This window comes from Dictyobacter halimunensis, from assembly GCF_036245075.1.
The window spans coordinates 101240-128192 of record NZ_BSRI01000001.1 but is presented as its reverse complement, the minus strand read 5'-3'; the positions used below and the strand labels follow the sequence as shown (position 1 = coordinate 128192).

Genomic DNA, 26953 nt, shown 5'->3' with positions numbered 1-26953 from the left:
AGGCTTCTCAGCGCCTGCGGCACTTCGTGAGTCATGTGTCGGTCCTGCTGGAGAGATCAGCCTGGGAATGCCCTGGAAGCATGAGGAAGAACAAGGAGACGTGTGAGAGATGAAAGCTATCCGTCTGTATGGTCAGCGTGGTCCTGATCAAATTGTGTTCGAAGATGCACCACAACCTCAGCCAGGGGTGGGAGAAGTCCTGATTCGAGTCCATGCGACCAGTGTGATGTGGCAGGAACCGACTTGGTCGGAAACCTGGAAAACACCGGCTGGTATCGAACGTCGGCATCCCATCCCAGGTCATGATGTTTCTGGTGAGGTCGTTGAAGTAGGACCCGACGTCACCGGTGTGGCCATAGGAGAAGCCGTCTATGCGCTCACCGAATTTTGGCGGGGTGGCGCAGCTGCGGAGTACACCGTTGCGCGTGCGACTGATGTGGCGCCCAAGCCTCGAACCCTTGGATACATACAGGCAGCTGGAGTTCCCCTGGTTGGATTGACAGCCTGGCAAGCGCTTTTTGAGCACGCAGGGCTTACCAGTGGGCAATCTCTTCTTATTCATGGTGCCGCTGGTGGCGTGGGAAGCATGGTGGTTCAGATGGCAAAGTGGGCCGGTGCCACTGTGATCGCGACAGCCTCTGCACGCAATCATGAATTCCTACGCACGTTGGGAGCTGATGAGATCATTGATTATACCACCACGCGTTTCGAGGATGTGGTGCGTGATGTTGATATGGTACTTGATACCAGAGGCGGTGAGACAGTAACACGCTCCTGGCGCGCCCTAAAGAAGGGCGGACTGCTTCTGAGTGTGTTTAGCCCCCCATCCCAGGAGCAGGCTGCCGCCTTTGGCGTGCGTGCGTTCTTCTTTGTCGTCAAGCCCAATCGAGAACAGCTCATACACATCGGGAACCTGATAGATACAGGTCAGCTCCGGCCAATCACCGAGCGGGTCTTCCCGCTCTCAGAGGCATCCCAGGCATTTGAGCAGGCCCTACAAGGGCACACGCGCGGAAAAACCATTTTGCGTGTAGAGGACGAGGAAGGAAGGAGATGACATATGATTCTTGTAACAGGCGCAACGAGTGCTGTGGGGACTGCCGTTCTGAAAGAACTGCTGGCTCGGAAGATCCCAGTACGTGCCTTCGTGCATCAACCACTTGCTGCTGAAAGGCTGGAAGCGCAGGGCGTAGAAGCATTTTTAGGAGATATGACAGAGCAAGAAAGCGTTCATAAAGCACTTCAGGGAATCGAGAGCGTCTATCTTATTTCACCCGTCACTGCGCATCTCTTCGCGACCGAGCAGTTATGGGCCGAGGAAGCCAGAAGAACTGGTGTACGCTCCCTCGTCAAACAATCTGAAATAGGGGCAGATCCTCAATCGTTGAGCCCTTTACTTCAAGATCATGGGAGAGCAGAAGACGCAATTCGCACCTCAGGTGTTCCCTATACCATTCTACGTACGCTCTACTTCATGCAAAACTTTGCCCCAATGTACGCCCATTCAATCATCACCAGAGGCATGCTATACGCGCCGCTGGCGGATGCGCGTGTGAACTACGTTGATGCACGTGATATTGGCGCTGTTGCGGCACATCTGCTCAGCGAGGAGAAACACCAGTACAAGGAATATGAGGTGACCGGTCCAGAGGCGATCACGTGCACACAACTGGCGGAGATATTCTCTTCGTTATTGCATACCCCGGTTCACTACGCGACCATCTCTGACGAGGAGACAGAAAAAGCACTCCTGGGGCGTTACTCCTCCTGGATGGCGCGCGCGGTTGTGACGCTGCTCCAGTTTTATCGTCAGGGCGGTGGGAACCTTGTTACCCCGGTTGTGGATGAGGTCACAGGCCGCAAGCCTTGTACGGCAGCCGCGTTCATTGCTGAGCACTTACAGAGCTTCCAGGCCACCTGAAGATTTTGGAGCCTTTGAGAAGAATAGTCATTCTGATCGAGGCTCCCTAACCGGGCAAAAGCCAACTTTTGCACAAATTCCCAAACAGAGCTTGCGTCTGTTCTAGACACTCAGAACTAGTTTTCCGCGCAGATGACCTTCTGAGAGGCGCTCGTAGGCTTGACGAGCCTGTTCTAGAGGATACACTTTCTCGATCAGCGGTTTCAGGTGTCCTTCATCGGTGAAGCGAGCAAGCTGTGTAAGATCATCGGTGTTGGCTTCAACGATGAACCAGATCCCCTTCTTCTGGTACTGCTCGGCATATGTACTCACCAGATTGGGGGTACCAGCAATTCCTACATAGGTCCCCTCTGGTCTGAGTAGTTTGATGCTTGCTTCAATCACCGAGGCTCCGACTACATCGAAGATAAAGTCGATATCACTCACCACTTCAGCGAAGTTGGTGGTGGTGTAATCGATCACTTCATCGGCACCAAGAGAGAGCAGGGTCTCGCGGTGCTGTCCAGAAGCCACGGCGATCACGTATGCGCCTTTGAGATGAGCAAGCTGGACGGCATAGTTCCCCACACCACCAGCGGCACCTTGGATGAGGATACGCTGTCCGGCTTGCAGGTTCCCCTGCTTGAAGAGTGCCTGCCAGGCGGTGAGCGCCGAGAGGGAGAGCGCCGCACACTCTTCATGGCTGACTGATCGGGGTCGTAGGGCAATCTGATTGGGAGTGACAATGGCATATTCAGCCCAGGCGCCATCACGATCAGGGCGGGGAAGCCCATAGACTTCATCGCCTCCTTGAAACGCTGTCACTCCCTCACCAACAGCTTCAATAATCCCCGAGACCTCGTGGCCGGGGATAATAGGACGTGGTCGTGGCTGGGCGCTATCCCCATTAATATACCATGTTTCCGGCCATGTGAGCTCATCCGGTGTTAACGCCGCAGCTTTCACCCGCAAGAGCACTTCCCCAGCAGCAGGTACCGGTTTCGCAACCTCTACCACTTCCAAAAGCTCGGGACCACCAATCTGTTCAGAAACAATGCCAATGGCTTTCATTTCTCTCTCCTTTTTCCCTCTTGGATTTTTGTGAACTTGAAGAATCCTCACATCCGCTCGCAAACACCCCGACCGTATCATGTGTACTCTTCCCACCCTCAGAAGAGGTTCCGATCGTGATCGCGAGCCTGCAGATACCTCCGTGCAGACCGCAATCGACCCATGAAAAAACGTCATACTTTCCCTCTCATTATGAATCAGCAACGCAAACTGAAAAGGAGAATGATTGGCGATGAAATGGCTCATCCCACGGGATGCTCAATGAGGTAAGGTAGGCCGCTGGCAAGGTATTGTGTCCAATCCTTTTCCCTCGGCTTCCCTCAGAACCGGACTTGATACGTTAGCATCATCCGGCTCGCCAGTGATTTATGTCCTGATCTTCTGTCCTGTGGGCTTCCCGATATGGATAGCCCTGTGACACTTCTGGGATGCATAGCGTTCACTATCATGGGGGCCGCTGCTGACTACGCAGATGACATGCCTTCCACGTCAGGCCTTCTTCCTGAGGGGAAAGGTCACCGTAAAGATTGATCCTTTCCCGACGGTGCTGTCCACCGTAATGGTTCCCCCATGATATTTGACGATTTCGCCTACAATGTAGAGTCCCATGCCTAAACGGGCGATCCTGGCAGATCGCTGCCCCAGATGCCACGTTGCGACTCATTCTCTTCATGCTTTATATGTGCTTTTTCCTGACAAGGTGCCCGGTACGTATTCACAGACCGCTGGTCGTTCCACCATCACGCCCTGACATCCTGGCCTTCTAAGGGGTAGCCTGCTTGCTCCCACTCGGCCAGCCCACCTGCAAAATGCAACACATGAACATAGCCCTGGTATTCAAGCAACTTGCCGAAGGCAGCGCTGGCAACGCAGGTTCGGTCGGAGCAGTAGACAACAATCTCGTCTTCTTTGTGAAGCTCGGTCAGCGCATCCTGGATGGTGGCGAAGTAGAGGGAGCCAGGAATGTGCTTTGTCTGGTACTGCCACTCACTCAGAGCCATCACCAAGCGAAAGGCTTCATGGTGGTCCACTTTCTGTTTCAACTCTTGATGGTCAATGCTTCTCAATGATTTCTCCTCTATTCCGTTTTACTTTGCTGTCTGTACCTCAGCTGCCGTGTTGTGTGGCGTCGCGTCGCGCAGGATGCCAACGCCGTATTCTTCATCGACGAGGATACCCGCCTCCTCTCTGGGAATACGTGCCTTTTTAAAGCCTTCGTAGATGACTCGTTTGCTCTCAGCGACCACAAGCATTTGCTCAACATTGAGCGGTTCCTTCCAGCCAAACAAATTCTTGAGATATGAGGCGCGATGATCAAATGGCAAAATGTAGAGCTGTTTTGTGTATCCCGTTAGCATTGTTTCTAAGCTCCTTTTGTGCTTAGCAAGCGCCAAATTAAGAAAGGGTGGCACAGAAAAAGATCTTCATGCGCGGTGCACGCCGCACCGCTTTGCATCCTTACAACATGTTGTGTCCTATTCACATCAGCCTGTCACCACTTCGCGTTCCGGGTCGGAGACAGGAAGAAGCTGGCTAATGATTTCGAGCGTGTGTACTATCTGTTCTCCTTCTTTCACCAGAAAAGATTGCTCGACAGCTTCGGATTCCTGCCATGGCAATCCAGGTGTTTCAATCTCGGTCAGAGCATGCAGGGCCGTCTCTAAATCAGCGCACGAGATCGCATCCGTCTGGGTAGTGGTGAGCAATTGCGAGAGGCGTTGCATCGTCGTATCCACCGCTTTGACGAAAGGCCCCAACTGATCACGCATGGCGGGAGATAAAACCACTTCGTTGAACTGATAGCCTTCAAGGGCCAGAACATTCAACGAAAAGGAATTGAGTGCTTCCAGCAGTCCTTGAACCCGAACGGCATCGAAATAAAACGCGTGATGCGGCTCATGCATGATGCGTTCCAGCGAGGCCTCGACATTTGAATAAGCAAGGCGCGCCTCTCGATGACGAGACGCAACGCGCTCTGCATGAGAAGTATCGGGGTGAATATACGTGTCCATGACGGCAAGAAAATGCTTTCGCAGCGTCTCTATACGCGCCACCATATTTGGATACAGTTGTGTATGCGCCCAGGTCGGCCAGATCAGAAACATGAATAACGCCAACGCCCCACCGATGAGCGTATCGAAGGTGCGATCAAAGATGTTCGTTAGGGGATGTGGAGTCACCAGGGCGAGCAAACACACGGCCGCAATCGTTATCGAGGCGGAATAGAGTGCATAATTGACAAAAAATGAAGCAAGAGTGATATAGGCTGCAATGGCAACAATGAGGACAAGCATAGCTGGTGTCGGTTTCAGTGCCACGAGCAGCACCGTTGCGAGGATCACCCCACCCAACGTTCCCACCAGACGAGACACGCTCCGCGTGAGCGTTGTATTAAAGTCTGGTTTGAGAATAGCAAAGGCCGTGAACGATATCCAGTAACCACGCCCGATAGGCCACCCTGGAAGATGATAGAGAGCGGTAGTGAGTGCCAGCGTCACTCCCAGGCGAATCGCATGGCGAAACGCAGTTGAACGAAATGAGAGATTCGCTCTCAGTATGGCTTGTACGTTGTGCAATTCCGCCCATGCTGAATGGTGATGGAGGGTATATTCCGCAAGTACTACAGGATCAGGATAGCGCCATGTCTGTGCTAAACATTCAATTCTATACAAGAGACGAGTCGCACGCTGAGCATAGACAAGGATGTTTTGAACGCGTGCTTGCAGTTCAGGCGAACTGGCTTGCCATTGTTGCGCCTGAGAGAGAAGCGTTTCGATTTTCTCGTTTGACCGTAATTGCTCTGCTCCCGTTTCTCGGAAGGAAGCGTCGGATCTGAGGATAAGGTGCTGAGAGACGCTTCGTAACTTCCTCGAAAGCTCTTGCAAAAGGTGCTCCAGGGAGATGATGCCTTCCTCTGGCTCAGAGGACGTTTCTCGTAACTCCTGTTTCAGTCGATGTAAGACAATGAGCAGCAGGCGCATCCGTTCGGCCTCGCCATAGAGCGCAAAAAGTGCTCTCCCTTGTGGGCGGTGATCATCACGATCGAGCAGGATCGCCTGGGACTGTACTAACGCAGCGCGTAGAACCTTGTTATGCACTCCTAGATTGTCATCAGTCGCTCCGGCCATTTCGGCCAGGCGTTCAAAGAACAGGGACAACATCTTCCGCTCAGCACCAGTACGGCGCCAGGGCGAGAGGAGTATTTCGAGCAGGAATGCAAGCAAAGCTCCTGCGAACACAAGTGCCGCCTGCAAGAATGCGTGCAGAGGATCACGCGCAAAGGACTGAAGGAACAAGACGGCGACCAACGATTGCATGCCAATCATGGCGACAGATAGACTGACTGCCGCTAAGAGACCTGCGACAAACGCTACGGCACCCACGATCAGGATCGGCAAGATGGGAAGCGTGCCAATGAGGGAGCCGATAAAAGCTCCAATCCCCATACTCACACAGCTCAAAAATAAAACGCGGAGCCGTGCATGATTAGGGTTCGTCGTATTCATGACCGTCCAGAGCGCGGTTCCTCCAGCAACCGTTGCTCCCTCCACTATATGACCTGTAGTTAGTCCCACAGCCAGTGGAAGCACAATCCCTACGGCTCCACGAAGCGCCGTCAAAACCATCGCTTGCGACATATCCATGCGCAAGGCTGCGTTCCAGGACAACGTGAAAGCCTCAAACCAGGATCGGCGGGATGCTTGTAGAGACGACGTACTCCGGCGGTTATGAGATCGATATTCTTGCATAAGAAACTGCTCCAAGTACCAATTGACAACCAAGAAAGAGAAAAACCGTGATCCAATGAGTACATAAGGTCCCATCTGCACGGATTGTAAAGCACACGCGAGAAAATCGGCGCGAAACACATGCCTACTAATGGTTTTCAGACGTTATCATAAGAACGATACTGTCTGAAAACCACCTGCTATATCAAAGGTAGAAAGATGCTCAAGTACTCATTCGAAACGTGATACCACGCCGGCCAGTTCCATCGTAGCTGTTCACTCCGGTGGGCCAGCACCGACGATCAAATGTACGTTCAATAGGATGTTCATCATGGGAATGTTCATCATGAAAGCTGATGTGTTGGCTCATGCTCTTTCCCTCCACATGGCTTCTGCGTCTTCCCTCTGATCTGGTTCAAGCCGAAGAGCTTTCAAGAAAAGAGCGACAACGGCTGTGACCTGCAAAAGATTCGGTTGACGAGGCGGTCCTGCAACCAGGATGAGACCATCAACAAGCCTATAGTCATAGGCGAGCCAATGAACATGCGCACGGCTACTTCAACATCTGCGACCTGAATCGGCTTTTGCTGCTGTGCGGGTTCAAGTCGCAGGATGAGATTACATTCACTCTTCCAAACGAAGTACAATTTTTCCCTGATGGTGGCGCGTCTCCAATCGCTCCTGAGCCTGACTGGCCTTTTCCAATGGAAACACCTGATCGAGGTGGACTGTTAATTGACCGGTATCGATGAGCTTCGTCAGTTCTGCCAATTGTTGCCCATCGGGGCGGAAGTAGAGCAATTGTGGATCAATGTGACGGGCAGGTGTTACCTGCTCAAGATCAACAATCGTGACGAGTCGCCCACCATCACGCACAACCTTCAGACTATTTGCCGCTGTCTCTCCACCAACACAATCCAGAACTGCATCGATACCTTTGGGATGAGCTGCCTGGACCGCGCTCGCGAAGTCCGTTTGTGCGTAATCAATGAGCTCACTAGCTCCAAGTTGCTGAAGGTATGGATGGTTCTTGCTGCTCGCAGTGACAATGACGTGGACTCCTAAACGAGCAGCAAGCTGGACGGCAAGCGTGCCCGTTCCTCCAGCAGCACCGGTAATCAGGAGCGTTTCTCCTCTCTGCATCTTCAGCACTTCATAGATCGCCTGATAAGCGGTAAGCCCGTTGACAGGAAGCGCGGCTGCGTGCAAGGCATCGAGAGAGGATGGAGCTGGTGCGACGAGATTCGCAGGAACAGCGACAGACTGGGCATAATGACCAACGCCGACCTGATACGTCGTACAAATCACGCGGGTTCCAACGTCCAGCCCGGTCACCGCAGCCCCTACCTGTTCAATGATCCCTGCTGATTCCCAACCAAGAATGAGCGGAAACTGTTGTCCTTCCAGCGTCAGGCTCCCCTGCCGCACCTTCACATCCCACATTCCAACGCCTGCTGCCTGAACGTGAATAACGACCTGGTCCGGGGCACAGGTTGGCGCAGGCAGGTCCATGAGCGAGAGACGATCAGGCCCGCCAAAGGCGGTAATGGCGATAGCTCGCATATGTTGTCCCTTGTCCTTTCACAATGCTTTGTTCTTTCTGTTCTACCAACGTTACATATGGCTCCTGGAGAAGTGAGGTTGATTCTTTCAAATGGAGAGACTTTCTCCCCGTACGCTGCTTTCTGCCAGGATATGATGAATTATGAGTGTGAACAAATGAGGTAATGGTGCAAAAAATTGAAAGCTCAGCACATTGGGTAGAGCCACATTACCCTGCACCATTTTCTCAGCCCAATTTTTTTGCAACACGACCATTTATTCTCTCTTCCCTCTGGACACCTCTTTTATCTGCATCTTCAAGAAACTTTCTTTTACTGACACGAGAAGCATACTCCAATGATGGTTTTGCCAAAAGAGCCATTTTTGGGAGACGAAAGGGGCCATTAAAGAAAGATTTCAATCCATGTTAAGACTTTCAGGAACGCAGATACGGTATGCCGAAAAGAGCACTACCTGGCAAAAGGTCGGAAATCACCCTCGACCAGAACGCATCCATCCCACTGTACAAACAGCTTTATGAGCGGTTGCGCTCGAAGATTCTGGCGGGACAATGAGAGGCTGGTACGCGTTTGCCTTCGACACGTGTTCTCGCCAGCGAACTGGGGCCATCACACAACACCGCTGCTCTTGCTTATGAGATGTTGCTGCTGGAAGGATATATCGAGAACAGGGTGGGAGACGACACGAAAGTTGCCCGTCTGCAACCAGAGCAGTTGTTTCAGAATGCCAGACATGTGGGAGATCGACACACAACAGATAGCTCAGAGACGCCTCCCGTGGTGCTTGCCCAGCGCGCCCAATTGCTCATCAAGGCGCCTTCTTCAGAAACATTCACCAGCCTGAGCAACACCGCAACAAGCGTGTTCCGCATCGGTCAGCCCGATGTAGCACTAGGTGATGTGTCTCCGTCAGTTACGCTGGGATAGTTACCTGAGGTACAATAAAGTAGAAATCAACCGGGAAAAGTGTTCGTGTTTATCGGACGTTTTCAGTCGTCTGAAAACGTCCGATAAACACGGAGAAAACCGCAAGGGCATGCTATTTTGCACGTTTTAACGCTTTCCTCCATGTGACGTTGCTGTTATTCTGCGCCAGACCGAGGGGGTCTGGCTAGCCGCAACAATTAACGCTTTCCCTTCTGGAACCATGCAGAGAGCAGCGAACGCGTTTAGACGGCGATACGTCCACCATCAACTGGCAAGGTTGCTCCGTGCACAAAGTTGGCATCATCACTGGCCAGGTACACCGCCGCGGCTGCGATCTCAGAAGCCTCGGCGACCCTCTAGGCGGGAAGAGTAGCAGCTAACTGCTCAAGTCCTTCCCCCATGCCCTTCGTTGCGGGCGTATAGGTTGGGCCAGGAGCGATCGCATTGACATTGATCCTCTTGGGCCCAGGCTCGGTGGCCCAGGACTTGGTCAATAGCGTCAAGGCCGCTTTCGTTGAGCCATAGAGCGAAATCATTGGCTGCCCAACGTGCGCAACCATGGTCGTGATACTGATGACCTTGCCAGAACCACGCTCCGCCATTTGCGGGGCTAACGCAGCGGTCAGAAAAAATGGCCCTTTCGCATTGACTGCGTAGGTGTTGTCAAAGTCCGCTTCACTCACCTGCTCCAATGGAGCAAAGGGGAAGGCCCCTGCGTTATTGACCAGAATATCGATCGGCCCAAACGCGGCTGTCGCCTCTTTTGCTAAGTGGCGCGCCGCTTCGACTGACCCCTGACCCATTCGCTGGGTGCTGACGCGTGATCCAAAGATGAACCAGGTAGCAGCTTAAGATATATTTTCTCTGCACCACTTTTACTGATGAGTTCCATGAAATTTACTGTGCATAAAATGACGTCTAGTTTATCTAACCACACCTTGTACTGATAACGCTATCTTTGCACGCTCTATTGAGGAACAGAGAGACAGTGAGTTGTTGATTTTGTCGTCTATGATGAATCTTTGAAGAAAGAGGAGTGATGTTGATAATCCCTACATCTCTGCCGAGTTTGGAGATATGGTTGAGCACATGAAAGAAGATCCTACAGGCGTTTTTTTATGATACGTTGGCCAGCCACTATGGCGCGTCCTGGCGCTATAGTGGTGATCTATGTGTGATCTTATACAAGAAGTTTCATCATGTCGTGGGTCGGAATCTCTATATTATTGGGTAATGTGTGTACTCAGGCCAATTTGAAATCATCGAGAGCAGACGGATAACTGAACATGACCAGGGCGGAGCAGCCATTCTGCGTCGTATGTGGACCGTGAGGCACCATCGGCTTGACATTGAGTTCCGTGCCCGCCGGATATGAGGTACCTTCGTCTATGAAATCACCATCAAGGATATACAGCGTTTCCGTTACTCGCTCCTGTAGATGTCTTGGAATCTCGCTCCCCGGCTCCATTCTCAGTAAAGCCATTGCGGGACCTAAGGACTGATCACCGTTCAAAATATTGAGCGTGATAGTCCCTTTGGTGTTGGGAAATGGTGCCGGTATAGCCTGGACCTTCGAGGTTTCGACCGTTTGGTTCCAACTCATGAATCTGCACCTTCTTTCTGTATCTTTTTTTCCTTTCTTCGTTTCAGCCAGGACAGGTGTGTTTAGCCTGCTTCTAATATAGGGCGAAATGCGCAAGAAGTCATCGACCAAAAGGACGATGTTGGAGAGCAACAAGGCTGTGCTGCAAAAAAACGAGGAGGGACACAAAGTGCGGGAGAGCGGAGAAACCGGGGGAAAACTGCCGGAACCCGATCACCGCTGCGCTTCCTCTACTTCCATTTGCTTAATCCCGTTTAACTGCTCCAAGCCTGCACATCGTGATCTTTTCCCCTCAAAATGCTCCATGTACTGTTCTCTCCACGCGAGCATCAGGAGGATAATCTGCTTTAAGCTGGTTCCGGCATCCGTTAACGAGTACTCGACTCTCGGAGGGATTTCTTTGTAAATCTCACGATGGATGATGCCATCGTGCTCCAGTTCCCGCAGTTGTTGGGTAAGGATTCTCTGCGATACGTCAGGTAAGAGTCGTCAGAGTTCGTTGAAGCGTCCAGGGGTTTCAAGCAGGTAGTACAAAATGAGGGTTTTCTATTTACCCCCGATAACATCAGCGGTTGCTTCCATTAAGCAGTGATAGTGTCTCGTGTAGATAGGATCTCGCATGACTTTTTCTTCTTTCCTTTTAGTTACTACATCACATTTTTGTGTATACTTGTCAAAACATATGCGACTTAGTACACTGGCTCCGTACGGAAGCAAGCATGAGAAATCAAGGAGATTGACCCACCCTGAGAAGGTGTAAACTACAGAGGGAAGAGCGAAATTCGCTTGAAAGAATCATCAGTAATGAAGACGTTGGGCCCCTTGATGCCAGGGGAAAAGCTTGACACTCCTGTTTCTTGAATGGATAGAACCAAATATAGGTGTATTTCTATCTATTTATTGAGAGGGAGCATATGCCTGAAAAGGAGACATCTATGCGCTTACAGGGGGAAACGGCATTGGTCACGGGGAGTACCTCAGCTCTGCACTCTCCAGATTACCAAACGTGAGCCAGGTCCGAAAGGAGATATGCATGCAGAAGCCTTCCTGGTGGCAACGACTCCACTGGCCCGAATATTGCTCAGAGTTTCTGGGAACCGCGTTTCTCGTCTTCATCGCGTTAAGCGCGGTTACCTTCGACTTTGGTTTTGGTTCGCCACTGGCTGTCGTGTTTCCCGATAGCAGCGTGCGTCGGCTGATTACGGGGCTGATCCTCGCGGGAAGCGGACCGCTTGTAGCCATCTCGCCTCTTGGCAAGTTGAGCGGTGCCCACGTCAATCCCGCTGTCTCGCTGGCATTCTGGCTGCAGGGCAAGATGCATCAGCACGATCTTGTCTGCTATATCGCAAGCCAATTTCTCGGCGCAGCGCTTGGTGCAGGATTAGTCGTGCTCATCTGGAGGGAGCGGGCGGCAAGTATCCACAATGGCGTTACCGTTCCAGGGGTCGGATATCCCATCTGGAGCGTCTTTCTGATCGAGATGGGACTTACTTGCCTGCTGGTTCTGATGATTTTTCTCTTTGTCAGCAGCCATCGCCTGATGCTCTGGACTCCTTTGATATCCTGGCTTCTCGTGGCGTTCATGTACTGGCTGGCTGCGCCCATTTCTGGCTCCAGCCTGAATCCCGCTCGTAGCTTTGGCCCTGCACTGGTTTCCTGGTATTGGCGCGACCAATGGGTGTATTATCTTGCTTCTCCCATCGGGGCGCTGCTTGCCGTCATCCTCTTCCGATTGTTGAGCCTGGTGGGCATCCACGATGTGTTGACGGCCAAGATGTTCCACGCTCCGCGCTATCGATGCATCTTCAAGAATGTCAAAGCGCCACAGTTGAATACCGATCAGGATGGGAAACTGATCGAACCTAACAAAACATACTAACTCACGGCATCGGTGTATGCTTTTCGTATCTCCTTCTCGCGACTCTTCCAAACTTTTGGTGACTGAGGATCCCGTATGCAAGCAGAGGCCTTCCGTTCGTGTCAACCACCAATGATATATCAGCAAAAACACTGTCCTTTCTCCTGGAAGGCAAGCTTCGATATCCTGCGCAAGCGGGTGCTACAATGCGCCTAGCCACAGGTTCGGAGGCGGACACATCTTCGAATCATCAAAAGTTCGGCAGAGCTCCTATGCTTTGAGTCAGTATGTAACAAAAAGGGAGTATTAACGTAACCCTAAGAGTCGAGCGTCATAAACAGCGCATTGAGCCCTTCAGCCAGGGCGGGATGCGTGAAGATGCCATCTCTCAAGGCGGTGTAGGGTAGCTTGCCCATCATCGCTACCTGGATGATGCTCATAATCTCGCCGCCTTCCGCTCCCAGGATGGCACAGCCCAGAATTTGTTGGGTCTCGGCATCGACGATGGCCTTCATGAAGCCGCTCGTCTCACCGGTTTCTGTGGCACGGGACACGGCGTTCATGGGCAATTTGGCCACCCGGATGTTGCGTCCCTGTTTTCTGGCCTCGTTTTCGGTCAGGCCAACCCGCCCAAGCTGGGGATCGATGAAGATGGTATGGGGGACCAGGCGATCTCGTGTGCTGGCGCTGCCCTGCTCAAGCAGGTTAGTGCGCACAATGCGGAAATCATCGTACGAGACGTGGGTGAAAGCAGGCCCACCTTTGACATCTCCCAGCGCGTAGATGCCAGGAACGTTCGTTTCCAGGCGATCATTGACCTGGATGTAGCCCTCCTGGTCCAGGTGGATGCCAGCAGCTTCAGGGGTGAGCGCTTCCGTGTTGGGGATACGACCGGTTGCCGTCAGTAGATGCGAGCCGGTATGCTGCTGTTCTCCCTGAGGCGTGCGTACGGTCAACTGCATGCGCCCACCGTCCAGTGGCTCAATCTGTTGCGGCGTGGTTTCGGTCAGGACCGTGATCCCTTCCTCGCGCAAAATCTTCGTGATTTCGTTAGACACGTCTTCATCCTCGCTCATGAGTAAGTGTGGATGAGACTGAATGAGCATGACCTGGCTGCCAAAGCGGCGAAACATCTGCCCAAACTCCAGCCCGACGTAGCCACCACCAATGATGAGCAGGTGTTCGGGCAGCGTGTCCAGTTCCATGATCGTGGTTGAATTGAGCACAGGGACACTCTCGGCGCCTTTGATCGTGAGTTGTTCTGGTCGGTCGCCGGTATCGATAAAAATCAGTGGTGCGGTGATCTCTCGCCTCTCGCCGTCCTTGAGAGAGACCTCAAGCGTCTTCGGAGCGATAAAATGAGCCTCGCCCCTCAGCAAATCGAGACCCTGTCCTTGCCGCGCTGCCAGGCGGCTCTCGTAGTTGTTGCGAGCACCCTCGACTATGCCTTGTTTGCGCTGGCGGACGGCCCGCAGATCGACCGAAATGGGGCCGGTGTGAACACCGTACTCGGCCCCACGTCGTGCCTGATAGGCGAGGCGTGCGCTGGCGACCATCGTTTTTGTCGGGGTACAGCCGAAGTTCACACAGACACCGCCTAGCTGGTCGCGCTCGATCAGCGCCACTTTCCGGCCTGTTTTTGCAAAATCGATTGGGAGGAATCTACCGCCCTTACTGGCGCCGATCACAATTACATCATAGTTTGTCGAAGTCATTTGTGTTTATCTCCTCCTGGTAAGCTGCCAGGGCTAAGGATACATCGGCCCCGGTAGCCGTTCTTGTTAAGCTTGAGTCTGAGAGCGCCCTCGACGATACTTTGTTTCCATTTGCGTATGGCCTCCATATCGACCGAAATGGGGCCAACGTGTATGCCGTAGTCAACACCTCGCTTCGCCTGATAGGCGAGGCGTACACTGGCGACCATCGTTTTTGTCGGGGTACAGCCCGAGTTGACGCAGGTACCGTCCATGGGGCCGCGCTTGATCAGTGCCACTTTGTAGCCTGCCTTCGCGAAGGCGATTAGGAGGAACCTACCGCCCTGACTGGTACTGATTACAATCGCATTATAGTTTATGGTTGGTGGCATCCCAATGTTCTTATTCTGCTTCTACATAAAATAGAATGTGTTCACTGTTAATAGATACATCAATAATGGCGTTGCATCTATAAGAAACACGTCGAATACAGTGTTAATAGTGTCGCCACTATACATACCATCCCGGTCATTCAAACAAAAACTTGCACATGGCTGCTTAATGCTACGTTCCTTAAATACGGTAACAAAAAAGGTGCCGACGACGTGGCTTGGAAGACCGTCCCCAAATCCACGGTTTTGCTCGGGGGATGCGTCAGAACTGAGAACAAGACCTCAAGCCGAGATCCCTTCTTTTGTGGTAAACTGATGGTCACGCAAGTATTTTTTGTAGGCGTGCCTCATGAACTGTCCATCTTGTCTATCCACAGTGATCAGGGAACAGAGAAAGAAAACAGTACTCGGCTACCGAACCTTCCGCTGTTCAACCTGCAAACGCATCTTTCATGAACGAACCGGCGCTCCTTTTCATTACTTAGGATATCCGGCAGAGATTGCTCTTCTTGTTGTCCTCTGGCGTCTGCGCTATAAGCGGAGTCTACGTGACCTCGCTGAGATATTTCTCGAACGCGGTTTTGTGTTTACCTATGAGACGGTTCGGGGCTGGGAAGCTCGTTTTGCACCGCTGTTGGCGGATCAACTCCGTGCTAGAAGACGCGGACAAGCGCGAACCTCTTGGTACGCCGATGAAACCTGTGTCAAAGTCCACGGGAAGTGGTGTTACCTCTATTGGGCCATCGACCGGGATGGCAATCTCGTTGATTCTATGCTGAGCGAGAAACGGGATATGGATGCAGCTCAACGGTTTTTCAAGCAGGCGGTTGAGACAGTTGGTTCTGGCACAGAACGCATCACGACCGATGGGCATAACTCCTATCCACGAGCGATCCATGAGATGCTCGGCTATGAGGTTCTCCATCGCTGTAACCCGTACCTGAACAACCGCTTGGAACAAGACCATCGTGGGATCAAGCAGCGCTATTATCCCATGCGCGGATTTGGAAGCTTCACGTCGGCATCACGCTTCTGCAGGGCGTTCGACGAGGCACGCCAGTTTTTCCGGTTTCGTACCACGATGAAGCAATACATTTCTCTTGCCGACCAACGCCGTCTGTTCTGCCATCGATTGGATACATTGAAAGCCATGTTCCTGGTAGCCTAAACGGAGTGTTGGATGGAGCCAGACATGATGTGATCTTCTGTGTTCTCAATTCTGACACGTCCAGCTCAGAGGGTATGCTTTTGGCTCGTATTTCCCGCGAGGGGTCAGAGCAAATATATGTACTCTATGCTGAGTCTTCCACGAAGTTGATGATTTGGGGATGAATCGTCAAGAAGAGGATTTTTAGTGGTTTTGACCATTGCTGGTCATTTTCTGAATTCGCTTCTCATGCTACCTTATGGCGCTGTCAACGAACAAGCAGCATTCATCAACTTGTCGGGAGACCCACAATCATATCGGTCAGTGTCCCCGAGATCTATGGATAATGGAGTAGATTGCCATCATTGACACTCCCCTGGCTTCGGCCGAGAATGTATCAATGAGCAGGATAAAGTCCCAATTGTTCCAGTAGGCCTAGCTGATCTGAACTACCCCAACGTTCGACAAGTTTCCCATCGGCGAACTTGCAAATCTCAACTCCGTGTATTTTTACATGCTTGCCAGTAGGCGCAAATCCCATAAAAGGGCCTTGATGTGTGCCTGTTAAGGTATAAGCCATCGCGATGTTATCATCATCGGCAACCGTATAGTCGACACTGATCTTTGCATCAGGGAAAGCTGAGTGTAGTTCGGTGAAGAAGTATCGATAGCCATCAGGGCCAGATACTTGACCCGGCACAGGGTTATGATCGATAGCATTTGGTGCAACCACATCGTTAAAAGCCGCGTAGTTGCCGCTGTTTACCGCTATATCGAAGCGTTGCAGTGCTACCATATTATCTTCGCGGGTTGCCATACATTGCTCCTTTGTGTTGCTCATAGAAAATGTAAGTACACCAATCCGCTTCTTATACGACCTTGTACGATCTTGATTAAAAAAAGTAACATCAGACGGAGGCTTTGAGTTTTTCCCATCTTTGTATTCCACTCAGATGTATGGAGGAGAAGTACCGTCTCTTCCTGAGCAACGACGGTTGTTCTGTGAAAGATTTGCTGCTCTGCAACTCCTGATGCGGATAGCTTCATAAGCCCAATGATCATGTTCATTGTTGAAGCCAATACTGATGATCTTACACAGCTTGCTCGTTCCACCGATGAAGGACACCTGAAGCCGCTGATTGAGAAAGTGTATCCTTTGGAACAGGCTCGTCAAGCTTACGAGCGCCTCTCAGAAGGGCATCTGCGCGGGAAAATAGTTCTGAGTATCTAGAAGATTCTTGTCCACTTTCGGTGGAACAGCAGTGGTTCAAAAACTATGATGCGAGTGAGATGAGTATGGCTGATGGGTAGATCAGGAACCCGATCGTATCGATCATTGCCGTCTCTGGCCGTATTCATCTCCTGTTTTTCCTTAGCATATCCTATCAAGTTCCTGATCTGATATGGGTGCGATCGTTAAGCACTGCAGTGAACACCTGGTAGGGAAAGGATCCTCCGCTGGATTGGGGCTTGCATGCCAGCATGTGCTTTCCTCCTATTTTTCACCGAAGAGGATTGAGCACAATGTCTTGTGCCGGAGGCAAAATGTTTAGAGCGTGTGATGATCTTTTATTGGAGAAAACAGCATTTATGAGAGATACGAGTGCCCTGTAAGCTTGCTGCAAAATATCACAGCACCGGCTGCACTGCAAAGGCACAAATTACGCGATAGATGATCCCATCATGTGGTTTCTCCGTGTGGTGTAGGGAGGAGCATACCATGTTTTTCAGAGGATGTATAGGTTTCTCAGCCAGTGCGCTGGGCGCTTTTTTTGTGCACAAATATGGCGGCGCGACGACATATGTACTGTGGTGGAGGCGTGGTGTGGGAGCAGGGCAAAGCCCTCCCCATCCGTCAGGCAACCAGCGAGCCAGGACAGGGGACACAGCAAAATCGAGGTTTCTCTGAGCTCAGAGGGAGGAAAAATCATCTGCGCCCTTGGGCGCAGATGACATGGGTGATTGCAATCTGTGTGGCTAGAGAACCTGTGATCCGAGCAAAGGTCAAGCCTCGACCTCGAGCAGTATCCCCTCATTTCCTCGGAGATGCATCGCTGATAACGGGATCAATCCTTCACGATCCAGGTGTGTCGAGAGGAGAATCCGACCCTGACGCTGGCTGGGCAACGTCACGACCTGATCTTGCGCTGAGAAGTTAAGAGCCACCAGGCAGCACTGATGAACATACTGGCGCTGGTAGACAAAACAGGTGGCGCTTTCCTGCTCAACGGACTGATACGAACCAAGGGTCAGGGCATCAGAAGAACGTCGAACAGCGAGTAAGGCTCGCGTCAACATCAGGATGGAGCGAGGGTCCTGTTGCTCAGCCGCCACATTAGAGATCTGGTAATCAGTGGCAACCGGTAACCAGGGCTTCATCCCGGCAGGAGAGAAGCCTGCATGTGCGCTGCCATCCCATTGCATCGGGCTGCGTACCGGATCACGGCTATACTCAGGATGCTCCCTGGCCAGTGGGTCCTGCATCTCTTCGTGCGCGAGTGTAATATTCTGCATGCCGAGTTCCTCTCCATAGTAGCAGATCGGGGTACCGCGCAGCGTGAGCAAAAGCATTTGTGTCAGCCGCGCCTGTTCACGGCCTACACGCGTCGCAATGCGAGACATATCATGGTTGCCCAGAACCCAATTGGGCCAGGCTCCCTCGGGGAGAGCGGCCTCGTAGCCCTCGACTGTCTGGCGGATGGCGTGTGCCTCCCACGTTGGCAGATGCACGAATTGGAAATTGAAGGGCAGGTGGATCTCATCAAGCTGTTCACCATAGTAGGACATCAGACGTTCTACTGGCAGAGCCAGTTCACCGATGAGCACACGCTGATCATATGTCTCGGTCAGTGCCCTCATTTCCTGCATAATGTCATGCATGCCCGGTTGGTCTACGATGTAGTGCTCGATGAGACGTCTACGGGGGGGATCGCCGGGCTTCCACGCTGGATTGAGCGGATTATCTCGGAATTGCTCATCCTTGAGTAGCACCTCAAGCGCGTCGACGCGAAAGCCATCGACTCCGCGCTCGAGCCAGAAGCGCATGTTCGTATACATCGCCTGACGGACCTGAGGATTGCGCCAGTTAAGATCAGGCTGCTTCACATCGTACAGATGCAAGTAGTATTGCCCGCTGGGCTGATCGAATGTCCAGGCCGAACCGCCAAACCTGCTCTGCCAGTTATTTGGTGGGCCACCATCATCAGCAGGATCTCGCCAGATGTACCAGCCGCGTTTGTCATTGGTTCGACTCTCGCGTGACTGCTGAAACCAGGGATGTTCATCGGAGGTATGGTTGGGAACAAAGTCCAGGATGACCTTGAGGTCGCGTTGGTGGGCTTCATGTAGGAATGTGTCCAGGTCCTTCAGCGTCCCGAAAAGGGGATGCACATTGGTGTAATCTGTAATATCATAGCCAAAATCCGCCATCGGCGACGGGTAGATGGGTGAGAGCCAGAGTGCGTCAACGCCGAGCCAGCGCAAGTAATCCAGCTTGCTCGTAATACCAGGGAGATCCCCTATTCCATCGCCATTGCTATCGAGAAAACTACGCGGGTAGATCTGATAAATCACCCCCGTTTGCCACCATGAGTGCGAATGCGTCATCTGTTCTTTTGCTCCTCCTCTTACTATCATTTCAGCAGTATATCATCTGTTATTTCACCTCTATCGAGAACTACAACGTAACTACTGCCGCTGCACCGCAACGGTGCAGCGGCAGTAGTTACGTTTCAGCAGAGAAAATGATTTTCCCTGGCTCGTCTGAGGAAGCATGATTGCTTAGTACACACTCTAAAGCAACTTAGATTTTATTATTCACCAGTAAAGATAAACTAAATACTGCGATATTTCAAACTCCTCACATGATAAATCCATATATTTATGTTACCATAATATATGTAGTGTTTTTGCTGCAAACGCAAATACGTATTTTGTGGCTTCGAAGGAGCAATGAGATGGATGCAACCCCCCCCATGCTTTCTGGCTCTCCCGTGGTCGGTAATCTGCTTGAGTTTATGAAAGATCGCCATGGTCTCTTGCAAAGAGGTTTTCATACTCTGGGTCCTATCTTCGGCATTCGCTTGCTCAATCAACCAGTAGCCTTCCTTATAGGGCCAGAATATCAACAAATATTCTTTACTGAGACAGATAAAAAATTGAGTATGCATAAATCGTATGCATATCTGAAAGCTGCCCTGGGCGAGGTTGGTTTTACTGCACCGCCAGAGACATACTTCGCACAACGTCCTATTCTCCTCAAACCATTCAAAAGCGAAAAAATGATCAAGTACCTTGCCATTATGCAGGAAGAAGTTCGGTAATGGCTTGATACGCTTGGAGATCAGGGAGAATTTGAACTGCGTGCGACAGTAACCCAGATTGTACAAAATGTGGCAGCGCACGCATTAATGGGGAAAGATTTCCGTGATCGCACAGGGCCAGAGTTCTGGAAACAGTATCTAATCATCGGCAAAGCCATTGACCCTGCCCTCTACCCCTATTTACCTTTGCCGAAATTTATTCGCCGTGATCGCGCGAAAAAGAAGTTGCGCGAAATGATCTGGCCCCTGATCGTCGAAAGACGCGCTCATCCCGAGCGATATGATGATTTTCTGCTGGATTTTGCCACTGCTGAATATAAAGACGGTACGCCGATGGAGGATGACGCGGTTATTGCAACCATTATGGGTCTGATGTTTGCCGGCCATGAGACAACCGCTGGTCAGGCTGCATGGACCATTATCCAGCTTCTACAAACGCCAGAGTATTTACAATTGCTCCAACAGGAGATAAGCGATTGCTTCCCTGTGGGCGAACCAATTACAGCCAGAAACCTCGGTTCCATGAAGCATGTTTTCTGGGCTGTGCAGGAGACCACAAGAATGCATCCCTCAGCTGATGTGCTGGCGCGTCGAGTTGAGGAGGATATTGAGGTTGGCGAATACCGTATCCCTCAGGGGTGGAACCTGATGGTTGCTGCTGATCTTGCTCAACAACTTCCCGATCTCTTTGCGAATCCCACTCTCTATGATCCATTACGGTATGCTCCTGGTCGGGAAGAGGATCGCCAGCATCGCTTCTCATTGATCGGTTTTGGCGGCGGAACGCATAAATGTGCCGGTATGAACTTCGCGAACAATGAAATGATGATTATTACCGCGCTCCTCTTCCAGCAATTTGACCTTGAATTAATAACAAAGGAGCCACGTGTGGATTATAGTCTGGGTGCGGCCCGGCCAGAAAAGACGTATATCCGCTACAGACGCAAGAGTATCAATATCGTTTGACTCGTAAAAATTCGCATTTCCCACTTATAAAGGCTCTGGAGCACTTTCGATGTGCTTGGCTTGGGAGCCACAGGAATGAGGTTCATCCTCAAAGATCGGCCGCGAGATCTGCTCTGTATCGATTCATGATCTTATGGGAAAGAGACGAAGCAATGCTGGACTGAGGGAGGATCAAGGCCGAAGGGCCCTGGCCTAGGCCTGTGCATAGAAAAGACCAGCAGAGAGAGCAGCAGCACCCCTATATGTACGATGAGGATAACCCGCAGGCGTGTGATGAAGGGGCGTTTGATGGTCTTCTGTCTGAAGCAGGCCAGCTGTCTGTCCTGTGGTCAAAAAGTATCAGGGGTAGGAGACGAACGCTCCGTGAAGAGGAATGCATGGGGGGCAAGCAGTCAGTGAGAGGTGTTGTGCTGCGTGAAATGGGGCATGTTGTTTTGAGCACCTGTGACGGGGCGTCGTCATATGTGTAGGGATTACTCGAATCACCTCAGGTTGGGAACGGATGTGAATCGAAGAAACCGCATTCAAGTGGGGCAAAGTATCCTCGCGCATCCGGCAATCACAAGGCGTTGATGAGCCGTTGTAACACGCCAATGCACCCATCGTCCAGCTTTTCTTTGAAGAGGATCTTCCCACGATGGTTCGCCTTGTCGATTGGCTTGATGGCAACCCACTTGCTCCTACCCGCATTTCAGCTTTTGAGAGGCTCTACAGGGCTGTCTGAAGCAGTTTGTCCGCAGCAGTGTCTTCTGAAAATAGCAGCAAAACAAGCAAAAAGTCTTCCCTCTCGCTGCCAGTTCTGGCAGTGCTTTTCGCCTTTCCTTTAGGATTCCTTCCCTGTTCAAGCTGCCGGATGCGGAGTCAATACGACTTCATATCCCAGACGTTTCAGGCGTTGGATCAATCGATGCTCCACTTTTCCTTGATCTTGTTGCGGAAAAAATGCTTCTCCTTTTTCCTGGTAGGCTTCCCCGGTTTTCATCATTTGATAATAGATCACCAGGATACTATGCCCTACGGCAAGGGCGGCTCGCTTACCTCCCCGACGTTTCTTGAGTCGGCGATAACGCTTTCCTAAGTACGTACGAGATCGGCGCGCCCCATGAGCGGCTTGGACCAGCGTTGCTCTCACATAGCGATTCCCATGTTTGCATCGTCCACTGAGCCGTTCGCCCGCACTTTCCTGGTGACCTGGACAGACGCCGGCCCACGAACTCAGATGCGCGGCATCGGGAAAACGCACGAGGTCAGTTCCTACCTCGGCCATCAAGACATGAACCACGTGCCGACTGACTCCCGTGATCTGCTCACATCGGCTGATCTGTTCCTCAAAGGGGGACACACGTCGCTCGATCTCCTGTTCCACATGCGTGATCGAGCGGCTCTGAGCATCGATCAGGCTGAGAAGTTCTCGTAAGAGAAAGCGATGATGCTCGTGCATGTCTCCCGTCAGCGCTGCCACTGCCTGTTGCTGGTTCGTCTGGCAATTCGCCTGCATGCGTTGAGCCAAATGCAACGGGTTGTTCTCGCCGGCGCACAGCGCAAATGGTTGCATCAGGAATGTGTTCAGCTCGAACATCAAAGTCGCCATGAAAAATTGCTGCTTGCATCGTCTGTTTTGCCTTTCACTTGCTTACGCGGGGAAAGGCGGCGTGCACCACATTTCCCCATTGGCCTTCATCTCTACAAGGGTCGGACTAGGCGGTGGCTACCTTCTGCGCAGCTTCTAGGATGATCTGGGCAACCTCGTCGGGATGCGAAAGCAGCGGGACGTGGCTGGCCGAGATCTCGCGTGCCGTCGCTTTGCTGCGTTGCGCCATCCAACGATGCTGATCCGGGTGGATCATGCGATCATACGAACCAAAGAGCGACCAGGATGGAAGGGATTTCCATGCGGGCTGCCCGGCTTTGGTCTCAAAAATGCTGGCTTTGGGTGGTACCTGCGTCACTGCCAGTGCTCGCGCCTCGACCGGGTCAAGATCATTGGTAAAGTGCTGGGGGTAAACATCAGGATCGATCCAGGCCAGACCTTGTCCGGAGACGAGCAGATGCTGGAAGACTTCCAGAGGTGGAAACGCAACACCGGAACTGAGCAGTGTTTCTCCCTCATCCAGGATAAAGGCCGAGATATAGACTAGGCCCGCCACATCTGGCAGATCTCTAGCAGCCTCAGAGATGACATAGCCGCCATAGGAGTGTCCAACCATCAGCGTTGACCCTTCCAGTTCTGAGAGCAGTTGACGCGCCCTGGCCACACCATCAGCTAGAGAGTCGTGCGGAAATTGCCCGGCGGCCACAAAATGACCTTGTGCCTGAAGGTCGGAATGACTTTGGTCCATCCAGACCCATCGGCCCAGAAACCGTGTACGAGCACAATATTCACTTTATCTGTACGTTTTGACGTAAAGATACCCATGTATGTTCTCCTTTTCCGCTTCTTAAGCAGAAGCGCTACTTTTCTTGATCTACATGTATTGATGGGAATGAATGCTCTTCCTGTTTTCGACAACGACCGTTGCGAGCATGCAAGAGAGATGTTACTTGGTTACACTGACGTTTGCAGCCTCCTGTATCAGCCCGAATACCGCCACAGGGTGGGAGACGATCGAGGAGTGGCTGGAGGGAATTGAGATCGTCTTTGCCTTCATGCGGCTGGCAAACATCTGCTGCAGTGATGGCGGGATCATCCGATCGTTTTCTGAGATCAGGTACCACGAGGGGAGCGCCTTCCACGCCACTGCCGTTGTGGAATTGCCAAAGATAGCCGCGTTGGCAGGCTTTTGCACCGTTGCCATGAGACTGGCCTCAAGCGGATCGACATCCTGAGCAAATGACTCATGGAACAGTTGCTGTTTGATGTACACAAAGGTGCCCATATTGTTCGGGTAGGTTACCTGGTACAGGTTCGGTATAGCCGATCCTGGAGGGTATTGACCCACTGATTCTCCCAGGTCTGGTGCGAAAGCTGAGGCATACACGAGAGCGCTCACGTTCGGACTCTGAGCACCCGCATTGGTGACGACAGCTCCACCATAGGAGTGACCAACCAGTACCGTAGGTCCTTGCAACTGTCCAAGCACTCCCAGCGTTGTGGTTATATCGTCAGCCAGGCTGGTCGTGAGCGGAAGTTGTACAGCGAAGACGGTATGGCCTGCAGCCAGCACCAGCGGAATAATTCTACTAAAACTAGACCCATCAGCCCAGAAGCCATGCACCAGTACGACGTTGACACCCGACGCGCTCCCAGAGGGAGTGAAGCGTGCGACCTGCGTCGCTCCCTGGTGGGTAGCGGCCTGAGCTGTCAGTGTAGACAGTGTTTGAGTTCCTGAGGCGAGTGCCGTGCCGACAGCTCCTGCTCCAAGATAGCTGAGGAAGCGGCGCCGGGTCGAACGCGCGGGAAACGCGGGTTCGCCGTCGCTGCTCGCGGTTGAATGGTCTCGTTCAAATGACACAGCATATCTCCTTCTCTGATGCCATTGCTCCGCCTTTATGTGGCAGAGATGGCTCTCTGCCTGCCTTGAACCTCTTGAGAGCAAGCAGGCTCTATATTACTGCTAGTAGGAAAACATGATATACGGTCATACTATCCTATTTCTGCTGGAATCCTTCACGCAGCCAGGCAGTAGCCAGGGTGATAGCCCCCTGTGTCGCTGCTGTGTGTGCCAGAGCATTGAGCATCACAAAATCGTGAATGGTTCCTTGAAAGCGTGCTGCCGTGACGCGCACCCCTGCCTGTCGCAGCTTGTTGGCATAGGCTTCTCCCTCATCGCGCAGCACGTCTGCCTCGGCGGTGATGATGAGCGCCGGAGGAAGCCCGCGCAACTCCTCAATGCTGGCCTTTAATGGTGATGCAGTGATCTTGTTGCGTTCATTCGGGTGGCGAGTGTACTGATTCCAGAACCACATCATGGCGTCGCGCCGCAGATGGTAGCCCGTGGCAAACCGATGATAGGACTCGGTATCGAAGGCGGCATCAGTGACCGGATGGAATGGAGCAAGGTTATGCAGAGTTTTCCTTGTTCAGCTTAGGCACCGACTCCAAACAATTCAGCAATGAATGCCGCTTGGCTTCGTACATCTTCCTCGCTCACTCCTCGCCCTTGCCCTTTCCTGAACATGTGCATGACCTCATATCCCTGGAGCGTTCGCCATGCAGTCTCGAACGAAAAGAAACCCAATCCTGGCTTGACCAGTCGTTTGATAAAGCGATGGTCTTGTTCAATCAGATTGTTCAGATATTTGCTCGGCCGCAGTTCGCAAGAGGCGAGCCCAGGCTCGGCCGCTTTCATTTCCTGAAGCGCTTTAGGATACGCTGCGTTTTTATCCACCGTAACGACCCGAGGGGATACGGTATGGGAGGAAGTGAGCGCTTTTCTCAAAAAGTGTTTCACTGCGTGGGAGTCGCGAGCAGCACTCAAGAAGAACTCAAGCGTGTTTCCTTGGGAGTCCACTGCCCGATAGAGGTACATCCACACTCCTTTGATCTTTACATAGGGCTCATCCACGCGCCACGAGTCTGTTGTCGTTTTGAGATGCGGGCGGCAACGCTTCTAAAACTCTCTGCCCTTCCGCGGAGGAAGAGCAGAGAGCCTTACCGCAGTGATAGAGTACATGTTCTCACCAGCATTACATCAGCAGACCTATAAACCCATTCTCGCAACAGAGTGCAGCGTACCAAGAGTTTTAACAGTGGCCGAGAGCATGCCATGTCTTTGGGCCAACATATCTATCAACTCCGCCAGTGGCTTTGTAATCCCAATCTTGAAACAATGACACAGCATTTCGCGTATGCGCGCCAAATTGTCCGTCCTCTGTTATGGGAAGCGCTCCTCGATCATAGTGGTTAACATAGGCCGTAAACCCGGTGCTAGGATGGTTGTACCACCAGTTGAGCGACTGTTGCATGAGTTTCACAGCCCATCCACTATTCCCTTCTTGGAGCACTGGCAATGGGCACGAGTAGGAAGGTGACATCGCTGTAGCTGGTGCTGCATGTGCCGTATGAGGATTCATGCCTGCAGGTACAGATGTAAAGGCATTGAATGTGAATAGAGCAGCAACAAGAAAAGCCCCACACAGCAACAGCCGCAAATGTTTACGCATCGTATTTTCTCCTTGTGGTTGAAGTAGAACAGCAATCTTTACTCATATGAATGTCCAAACAGAGAGGACGCATACATAAGGTGTCTCGCCAACACAAGGATAGCCGAGGTGAGGAAGAAAAGGAATGACAAAGTATTGCGTTTCCTATGACAAATCATTAACAAATCGACAAAGATTCAGTAAAGCCTGCCCATTATCACGGCAGTGTTTCACCGTGTTTCTATTCTCATTGAATGAGAACTCTCATGTTTATGGGAGTGGTGTATAACGTACCTGCTATACTGGATCTCCCGCACTTTTCGTGCTAAGCTGGGGGCATATACCTGATGAGCTTTCTCGTGAGAAGGCATCGAAAGCGACATCCTCTCCAGAGAATGTGTTCGATGCTTTTCGATAGCACGGAAAGCGCGGAAGCGCCGCTATACTAAACAGAACAACAAGGAGTGGTATTGGATCGCATGGGAACAAAACGGAAGAGTTATATGCTGAGGGAGTTTTTGCGAGCTGCTGAGGCATGGATCAATTTTTCTCATCAAGAGCGACCTGCACTTGGGGCTTGATAACCTCTCTCCGCTTCACTATGCGAAGCCGCATGAGTTGGAGGATATTCCTTCACGCGCCCTCTGGTGATGTCTCTTTGAGCAGCGATTGGACAATTCTGAAAATATGGAAGGAGCATC

19 protein-coding genes and 6 pseudogenes are annotated in these 26953 nt (G+C 51.9%); 7 read left to right on the top strand and 18 right to left on the bottom strand.

What is annotated here, in order from left to right; genetic code table 11:
- Positions 1-109 precede the first annotated feature (109 nt).
- Both AABA21_RS00610 and AABA21_RS00605 read left to right on the top strand, forming a co-directional pair.
- Positions 110-1057 carry an NADP-dependent oxidoreductase gene (locus AABA21_RS00610; RefSeq protein ID WP_338246771.1) on the top strand — a complete coding sequence of 316 codons (948 nt, stop codon included), beginning with the start codon at positions 110-112 and terminating at the stop codon, positions 1055-1057.
- Between the two features lie 3 nt (positions 1058-1060).
- Positions 1061-1921, top strand: coding sequence for an NmrA family NAD(P)-binding protein (locus AABA21_RS00605; protein WP_338246768.1), 861 nt, complete (start codon positions 1061-1063; stop codon positions 1919-1921).
- 102 nt (positions 1922-2023) lie between these two features.
- Here the strand turns inward: AABA21_RS00605 and AABA21_RS00600 are convergent, their stop codons facing one another.
- The 6 genes and pseudogenes from AABA21_RS00600 to AABA21_RS00575 form a co-directional block, all read right to left on the bottom strand.
- A complete protein-coding gene (locus AABA21_RS00600; protein ID WP_338246765.1) occupies positions 2024-2971 on the bottom strand; it encodes an NADP-dependent oxidoreductase in 948 nt (315 codons plus the stop codon).
- Between the two features lie 489 nt (positions 2972-3460).
- Positions 3461-3595: pseudogene (locus tag AABA21_RS00595) on the bottom strand (ATP-binding protein); the annotation flags it as partial.
- A 116-nt stretch (positions 3596-3711) separates the two neighbouring features.
- The gene (locus AABA21_RS00590; RefSeq protein ID WP_338246763.1) at positions 3712-4038 is read right to left on the bottom strand and encodes a rhodanese-like domain-containing protein; all 327 of its coding nucleotides are present in this window, start codon (positions 4036-4038) and stop codon (positions 3712-3714) included.
- Between the two features lie 21 nt (positions 4039-4059).
- On the bottom strand, positions 4060-4329 hold the full coding sequence (locus AABA21_RS00585; RefSeq protein WP_338246761.1) for a hypothetical protein: 270 nt from the start codon (positions 4327-4329) through the stop codon (positions 4060-4062).
- A 126-nt stretch (positions 4330-4455) separates the two neighbouring features.
- Entirely contained in the window at positions 4456-6720 is a 2265-nt protein-coding gene (locus tag AABA21_RS00580) for an FUSC family protein (RefSeq protein ID WP_338246759.1), read from the bottom strand.
- Between the two features lie 603 nt (positions 6721-7323).
- Positions 7324-8262, bottom strand: a complete 939-nt coding sequence (locus tag AABA21_RS00575; protein WP_338246757.1) for an NADP-dependent oxidoreductase — start codon at positions 8260-8262, stop codon at positions 7324-7326.
- 569 nt (positions 8263-8831) lie between these two features.
- Here AABA21_RS00575 and AABA21_RS00570 point away from each other — a divergent pair.
- The gene (locus AABA21_RS00570; RefSeq protein ID WP_338246755.1) at positions 8832-9188 is read left to right on the top strand and encodes a hypothetical protein; all 357 of its coding nucleotides are present in this window, start codon (positions 8832-8834) and stop codon (positions 9186-9188) included.
- Positions 9189-9430: 242 nt separating this feature from the next.
- Here the strand turns inward: AABA21_RS00570 and AABA21_RS00565 are convergent.
- The 3 genes and pseudogenes from AABA21_RS00565 to AABA21_RS39180 all read right to left on the bottom strand — a co-directional run bounded on the left by AABA21_RS00565 (position 9431) and on the right by AABA21_RS39180 (position 11412).
- A pseudogene (locus AABA21_RS00565) lies at positions 9431-9991 on the bottom strand (SDR family NAD(P)-dependent oxidoreductase).
- 440 nt (positions 9992-10431) lie between these two features.
- Complete coding sequence (locus AABA21_RS00560; RefSeq protein ID WP_338246753.1) at positions 10432-10791, bottom strand: cupin domain-containing protein; 360 nt, start codon at positions 10789-10791, stop codon at positions 10432-10434.
- 213 nt (positions 10792-11004) lie between these two features.
- Positions 11005-11412, bottom strand: a pseudogene (locus tag AABA21_RS39180) (winged helix-turn-helix transcriptional regulator).
- A gap of 412 nt (positions 11413-11824) precedes the next feature.
- Here AABA21_RS39180 and AABA21_RS00550 point away from each other — a divergent pair.
- A complete protein-coding gene (locus tag AABA21_RS00550; protein WP_338246750.1) occupies positions 11825-12670 on the top strand; it encodes an MIP/aquaporin family protein in 846 nt (281 codons plus the stop codon).
- 296 nt (positions 12671-12966) lie between these two features.
- On the opposite strand, the gene AABA21_RS00545 is transcribed toward AABA21_RS00550, so the two are convergent.
- Together AABA21_RS00545 and AABA21_RS00540 are read right to left on the bottom strand one after the other, a co-directional pair.
- Positions 12967-14364, bottom strand: a complete 1398-nt coding sequence (locus AABA21_RS00545; protein WP_338246748.1) for a mercuric reductase — start codon at positions 14362-14364, stop codon at positions 12967-12969.
- On the bottom strand, positions 14361-14735 hold the full coding sequence (locus AABA21_RS00540) for a hypothetical protein (protein ID WP_338246746.1): 375 nt from the start codon (positions 14733-14735) through the stop codon (positions 14361-14363). Before AABA21_RS00540 ends, AABA21_RS00545 begins: the two co-directional genes overlap by 4 nt.
- Before the next feature lie 349 nt (positions 14736-15084).
- On the opposite strand from AABA21_RS00540, the gene AABA21_RS00535 reads away from it, so the two are divergent.
- A complete protein-coding gene (locus tag AABA21_RS00535; RefSeq protein WP_338246744.1) occupies positions 15085-15903 on the top strand; it encodes an IS6 family transposase in 819 nt (272 codons plus the stop codon).
- A gap of 376 nt (positions 15904-16279) precedes the next feature.
- Here AABA21_RS00535 and AABA21_RS00530 read toward each other — a convergent pair whose 3' ends face one another.
- On the bottom strand, positions 16280-16699 hold the full coding sequence (locus AABA21_RS00530; protein WP_338246742.1) for an ester cyclase: 420 nt from the start codon (positions 16697-16699) through the stop codon (positions 16280-16282).
- 243 nt (positions 16700-16942) lie between these two features.
- Between AABA21_RS00530 and AABA21_RS00525 the strand changes: the two genes are divergently transcribed.
- Positions 16943-17113 (top strand): zinc-binding dehydrogenase, encoded by a 171-nt coding sequence (locus AABA21_RS00525; RefSeq protein WP_338246740.1) that lies wholly within the window; start codon positions 16943-16945, stop codon positions 17111-17113.
- A 773-nt stretch (positions 17114-17886) separates the two neighbouring features.
- Here the strand turns inward: AABA21_RS00525 and AABA21_RS00520 are convergent.
- Complete coding sequence (locus AABA21_RS00520) at positions 17887-19488, bottom strand: alpha-amylase family glycosyl hydrolase (RefSeq protein WP_338246739.1); 1602 nt, start codon at positions 19486-19488, stop codon at positions 17887-17889.
- 257 nt (positions 19489-19745) lie between these two features.
- On the opposite strand from AABA21_RS00520, the pseudogene AABA21_RS00515 reads away from it, so the two are divergent.
- Positions 19746-21170: pseudogene (locus AABA21_RS00515) on the top strand (cytochrome P450).
- Between the two features lie 841 nt (positions 21171-22011).
- Here the strand turns inward: AABA21_RS00515 and AABA21_RS00510 are convergent.
- From AABA21_RS00510 to AABA21_RS00490, 5 genes and pseudogenes are all read right to left on the bottom strand, one after another.
- Entirely contained in the window at positions 22012-22761 is a 750-nt protein-coding gene (locus tag AABA21_RS00510) for a transposase (protein WP_338246737.1), read from the bottom strand.
- A gap of 106 nt (positions 22762-22867) precedes the next feature.
- Positions 22868-23509 (bottom strand): alpha/beta hydrolase, encoded by a 642-nt coding sequence (locus AABA21_RS00505; protein WP_338246735.1) that lies wholly within the window; start codon positions 23507-23509, stop codon positions 22868-22870.
- Positions 23510-23707: 198 nt separating this feature from the next.
- Complete coding sequence (locus tag AABA21_RS00500; RefSeq protein WP_338246733.1) at positions 23708-24622, bottom strand: alpha/beta hydrolase; 915 nt, start codon at positions 24620-24622, stop codon at positions 23708-23710.
- A 136-nt stretch (positions 24623-24758) separates the two neighbouring features.
- Positions 24759-25160 (bottom strand): annotated as a pseudogene (locus AABA21_RS00495) (alpha/beta hydrolase fold domain-containing protein); the annotation flags it as partial.
- A gap of 35 nt (positions 25161-25195) precedes the next feature.
- A pseudogene (locus AABA21_RS00490) lies at positions 25196-25720 on the bottom strand (IS6 family transposase); the annotation flags it as partial.
- Between the last annotated feature and the right edge of the window lie 1233 nt (positions 25721-26953).

Coding starts and splice junctions, on each gene's coding strand:
- AABA21_RS00610 (WP_338246771.1), top strand. CDS start 110: ATGAAAGCTATCCGTCTGTATGGTCAGCGTGGTCCTGATCAAATTGTG.
- AABA21_RS00605 (WP_338246768.1), top strand. CDS start 1,061: ATGATTCTTGTAACAGGCGCAACGAGTGCTGTGGGGACTGCCGTTCTG.
- AABA21_RS00600 (WP_338246765.1), bottom strand. CDS start 2,971: ATGAAAGCCATTGGCATTGTTTCTGAACAGATTGGTGGTCCCGAGCTT.
- AABA21_RS00585 (WP_338246761.1), bottom strand. CDS start 4,329: ATGCTAACGGGATACACAAAACAGCTCTACATTTTGCCATTTGATCAT.
- AABA21_RS00580 (WP_338246759.1), bottom strand. CDS start 6,720: ATGCAAGAATATCGATCTCATAACCGCCGGAGTACGTCGTCTCTACAA.
- AABA21_RS00575 (WP_338246757.1), bottom strand. CDS start 8,262: ATGCGAGCTATCGCCATTACCGCCTTTGGCGGGCCTGATCGTCTCTCG.
- AABA21_RS00560 (WP_338246753.1), bottom strand. CDS start 10,791: ATGAGTTGGAACCAAACGGTCGAAACCTCGAAGGTCCAGGCTATACCG.
- AABA21_RS00550 (WP_338246750.1), top strand. CDS start 11,825: ATGCAGAAGCCTTCCTGGTGGCAACGACTCCACTGGCCCGAATATTGC.
- AABA21_RS00545 (WP_338246748.1), bottom strand. CDS start 14,364: ATGACTTCGACAAACTATGATGTAATTGTGATCGGCGCCAGTAAGGGC.
- AABA21_RS00540 (WP_338246746.1), bottom strand. CDS start 14,735: ATGCCACCAACCATAAACTATAATGCGATTGTAATCAGTACCAGTCAG.
- AABA21_RS00535 (WP_338246744.1), top strand. CDS start 15,085: ATGAACTGTCCATCTTGTCTATCCACAGTGATCAGGGAACAGAGAAAG.
- AABA21_RS00530 (WP_338246742.1), bottom strand. CDS start 16,699: ATGGCAACCCGCGAAGATAATATGGTAGCACTGCAACGCTTCGATATA.
- AABA21_RS00525 (WP_338246740.1), top strand. CDS start 16,943: ATGTTCATTGTTGAAGCCAATACTGATGATCTTACACAGCTTGCTCGT.
- AABA21_RS00520 (WP_338246739.1), bottom strand. CDS start 19,488: ATGACGCATTCGCACTCATGGTGGCAAACGGGGGTGATTTATCAGATC.
- AABA21_RS00510 (WP_338246737.1), bottom strand. CDS start 22,761: ATGGCGACTTTGATGTTCGAGCTGAACACATTCCTGATGCAACCATTT.
- AABA21_RS00505 (WP_338246735.1), bottom strand. CDS start 23,509: ATGGACCAAAGTCATTCCGACCTTCAGGCACAAGGTCATTTTGTGGCC.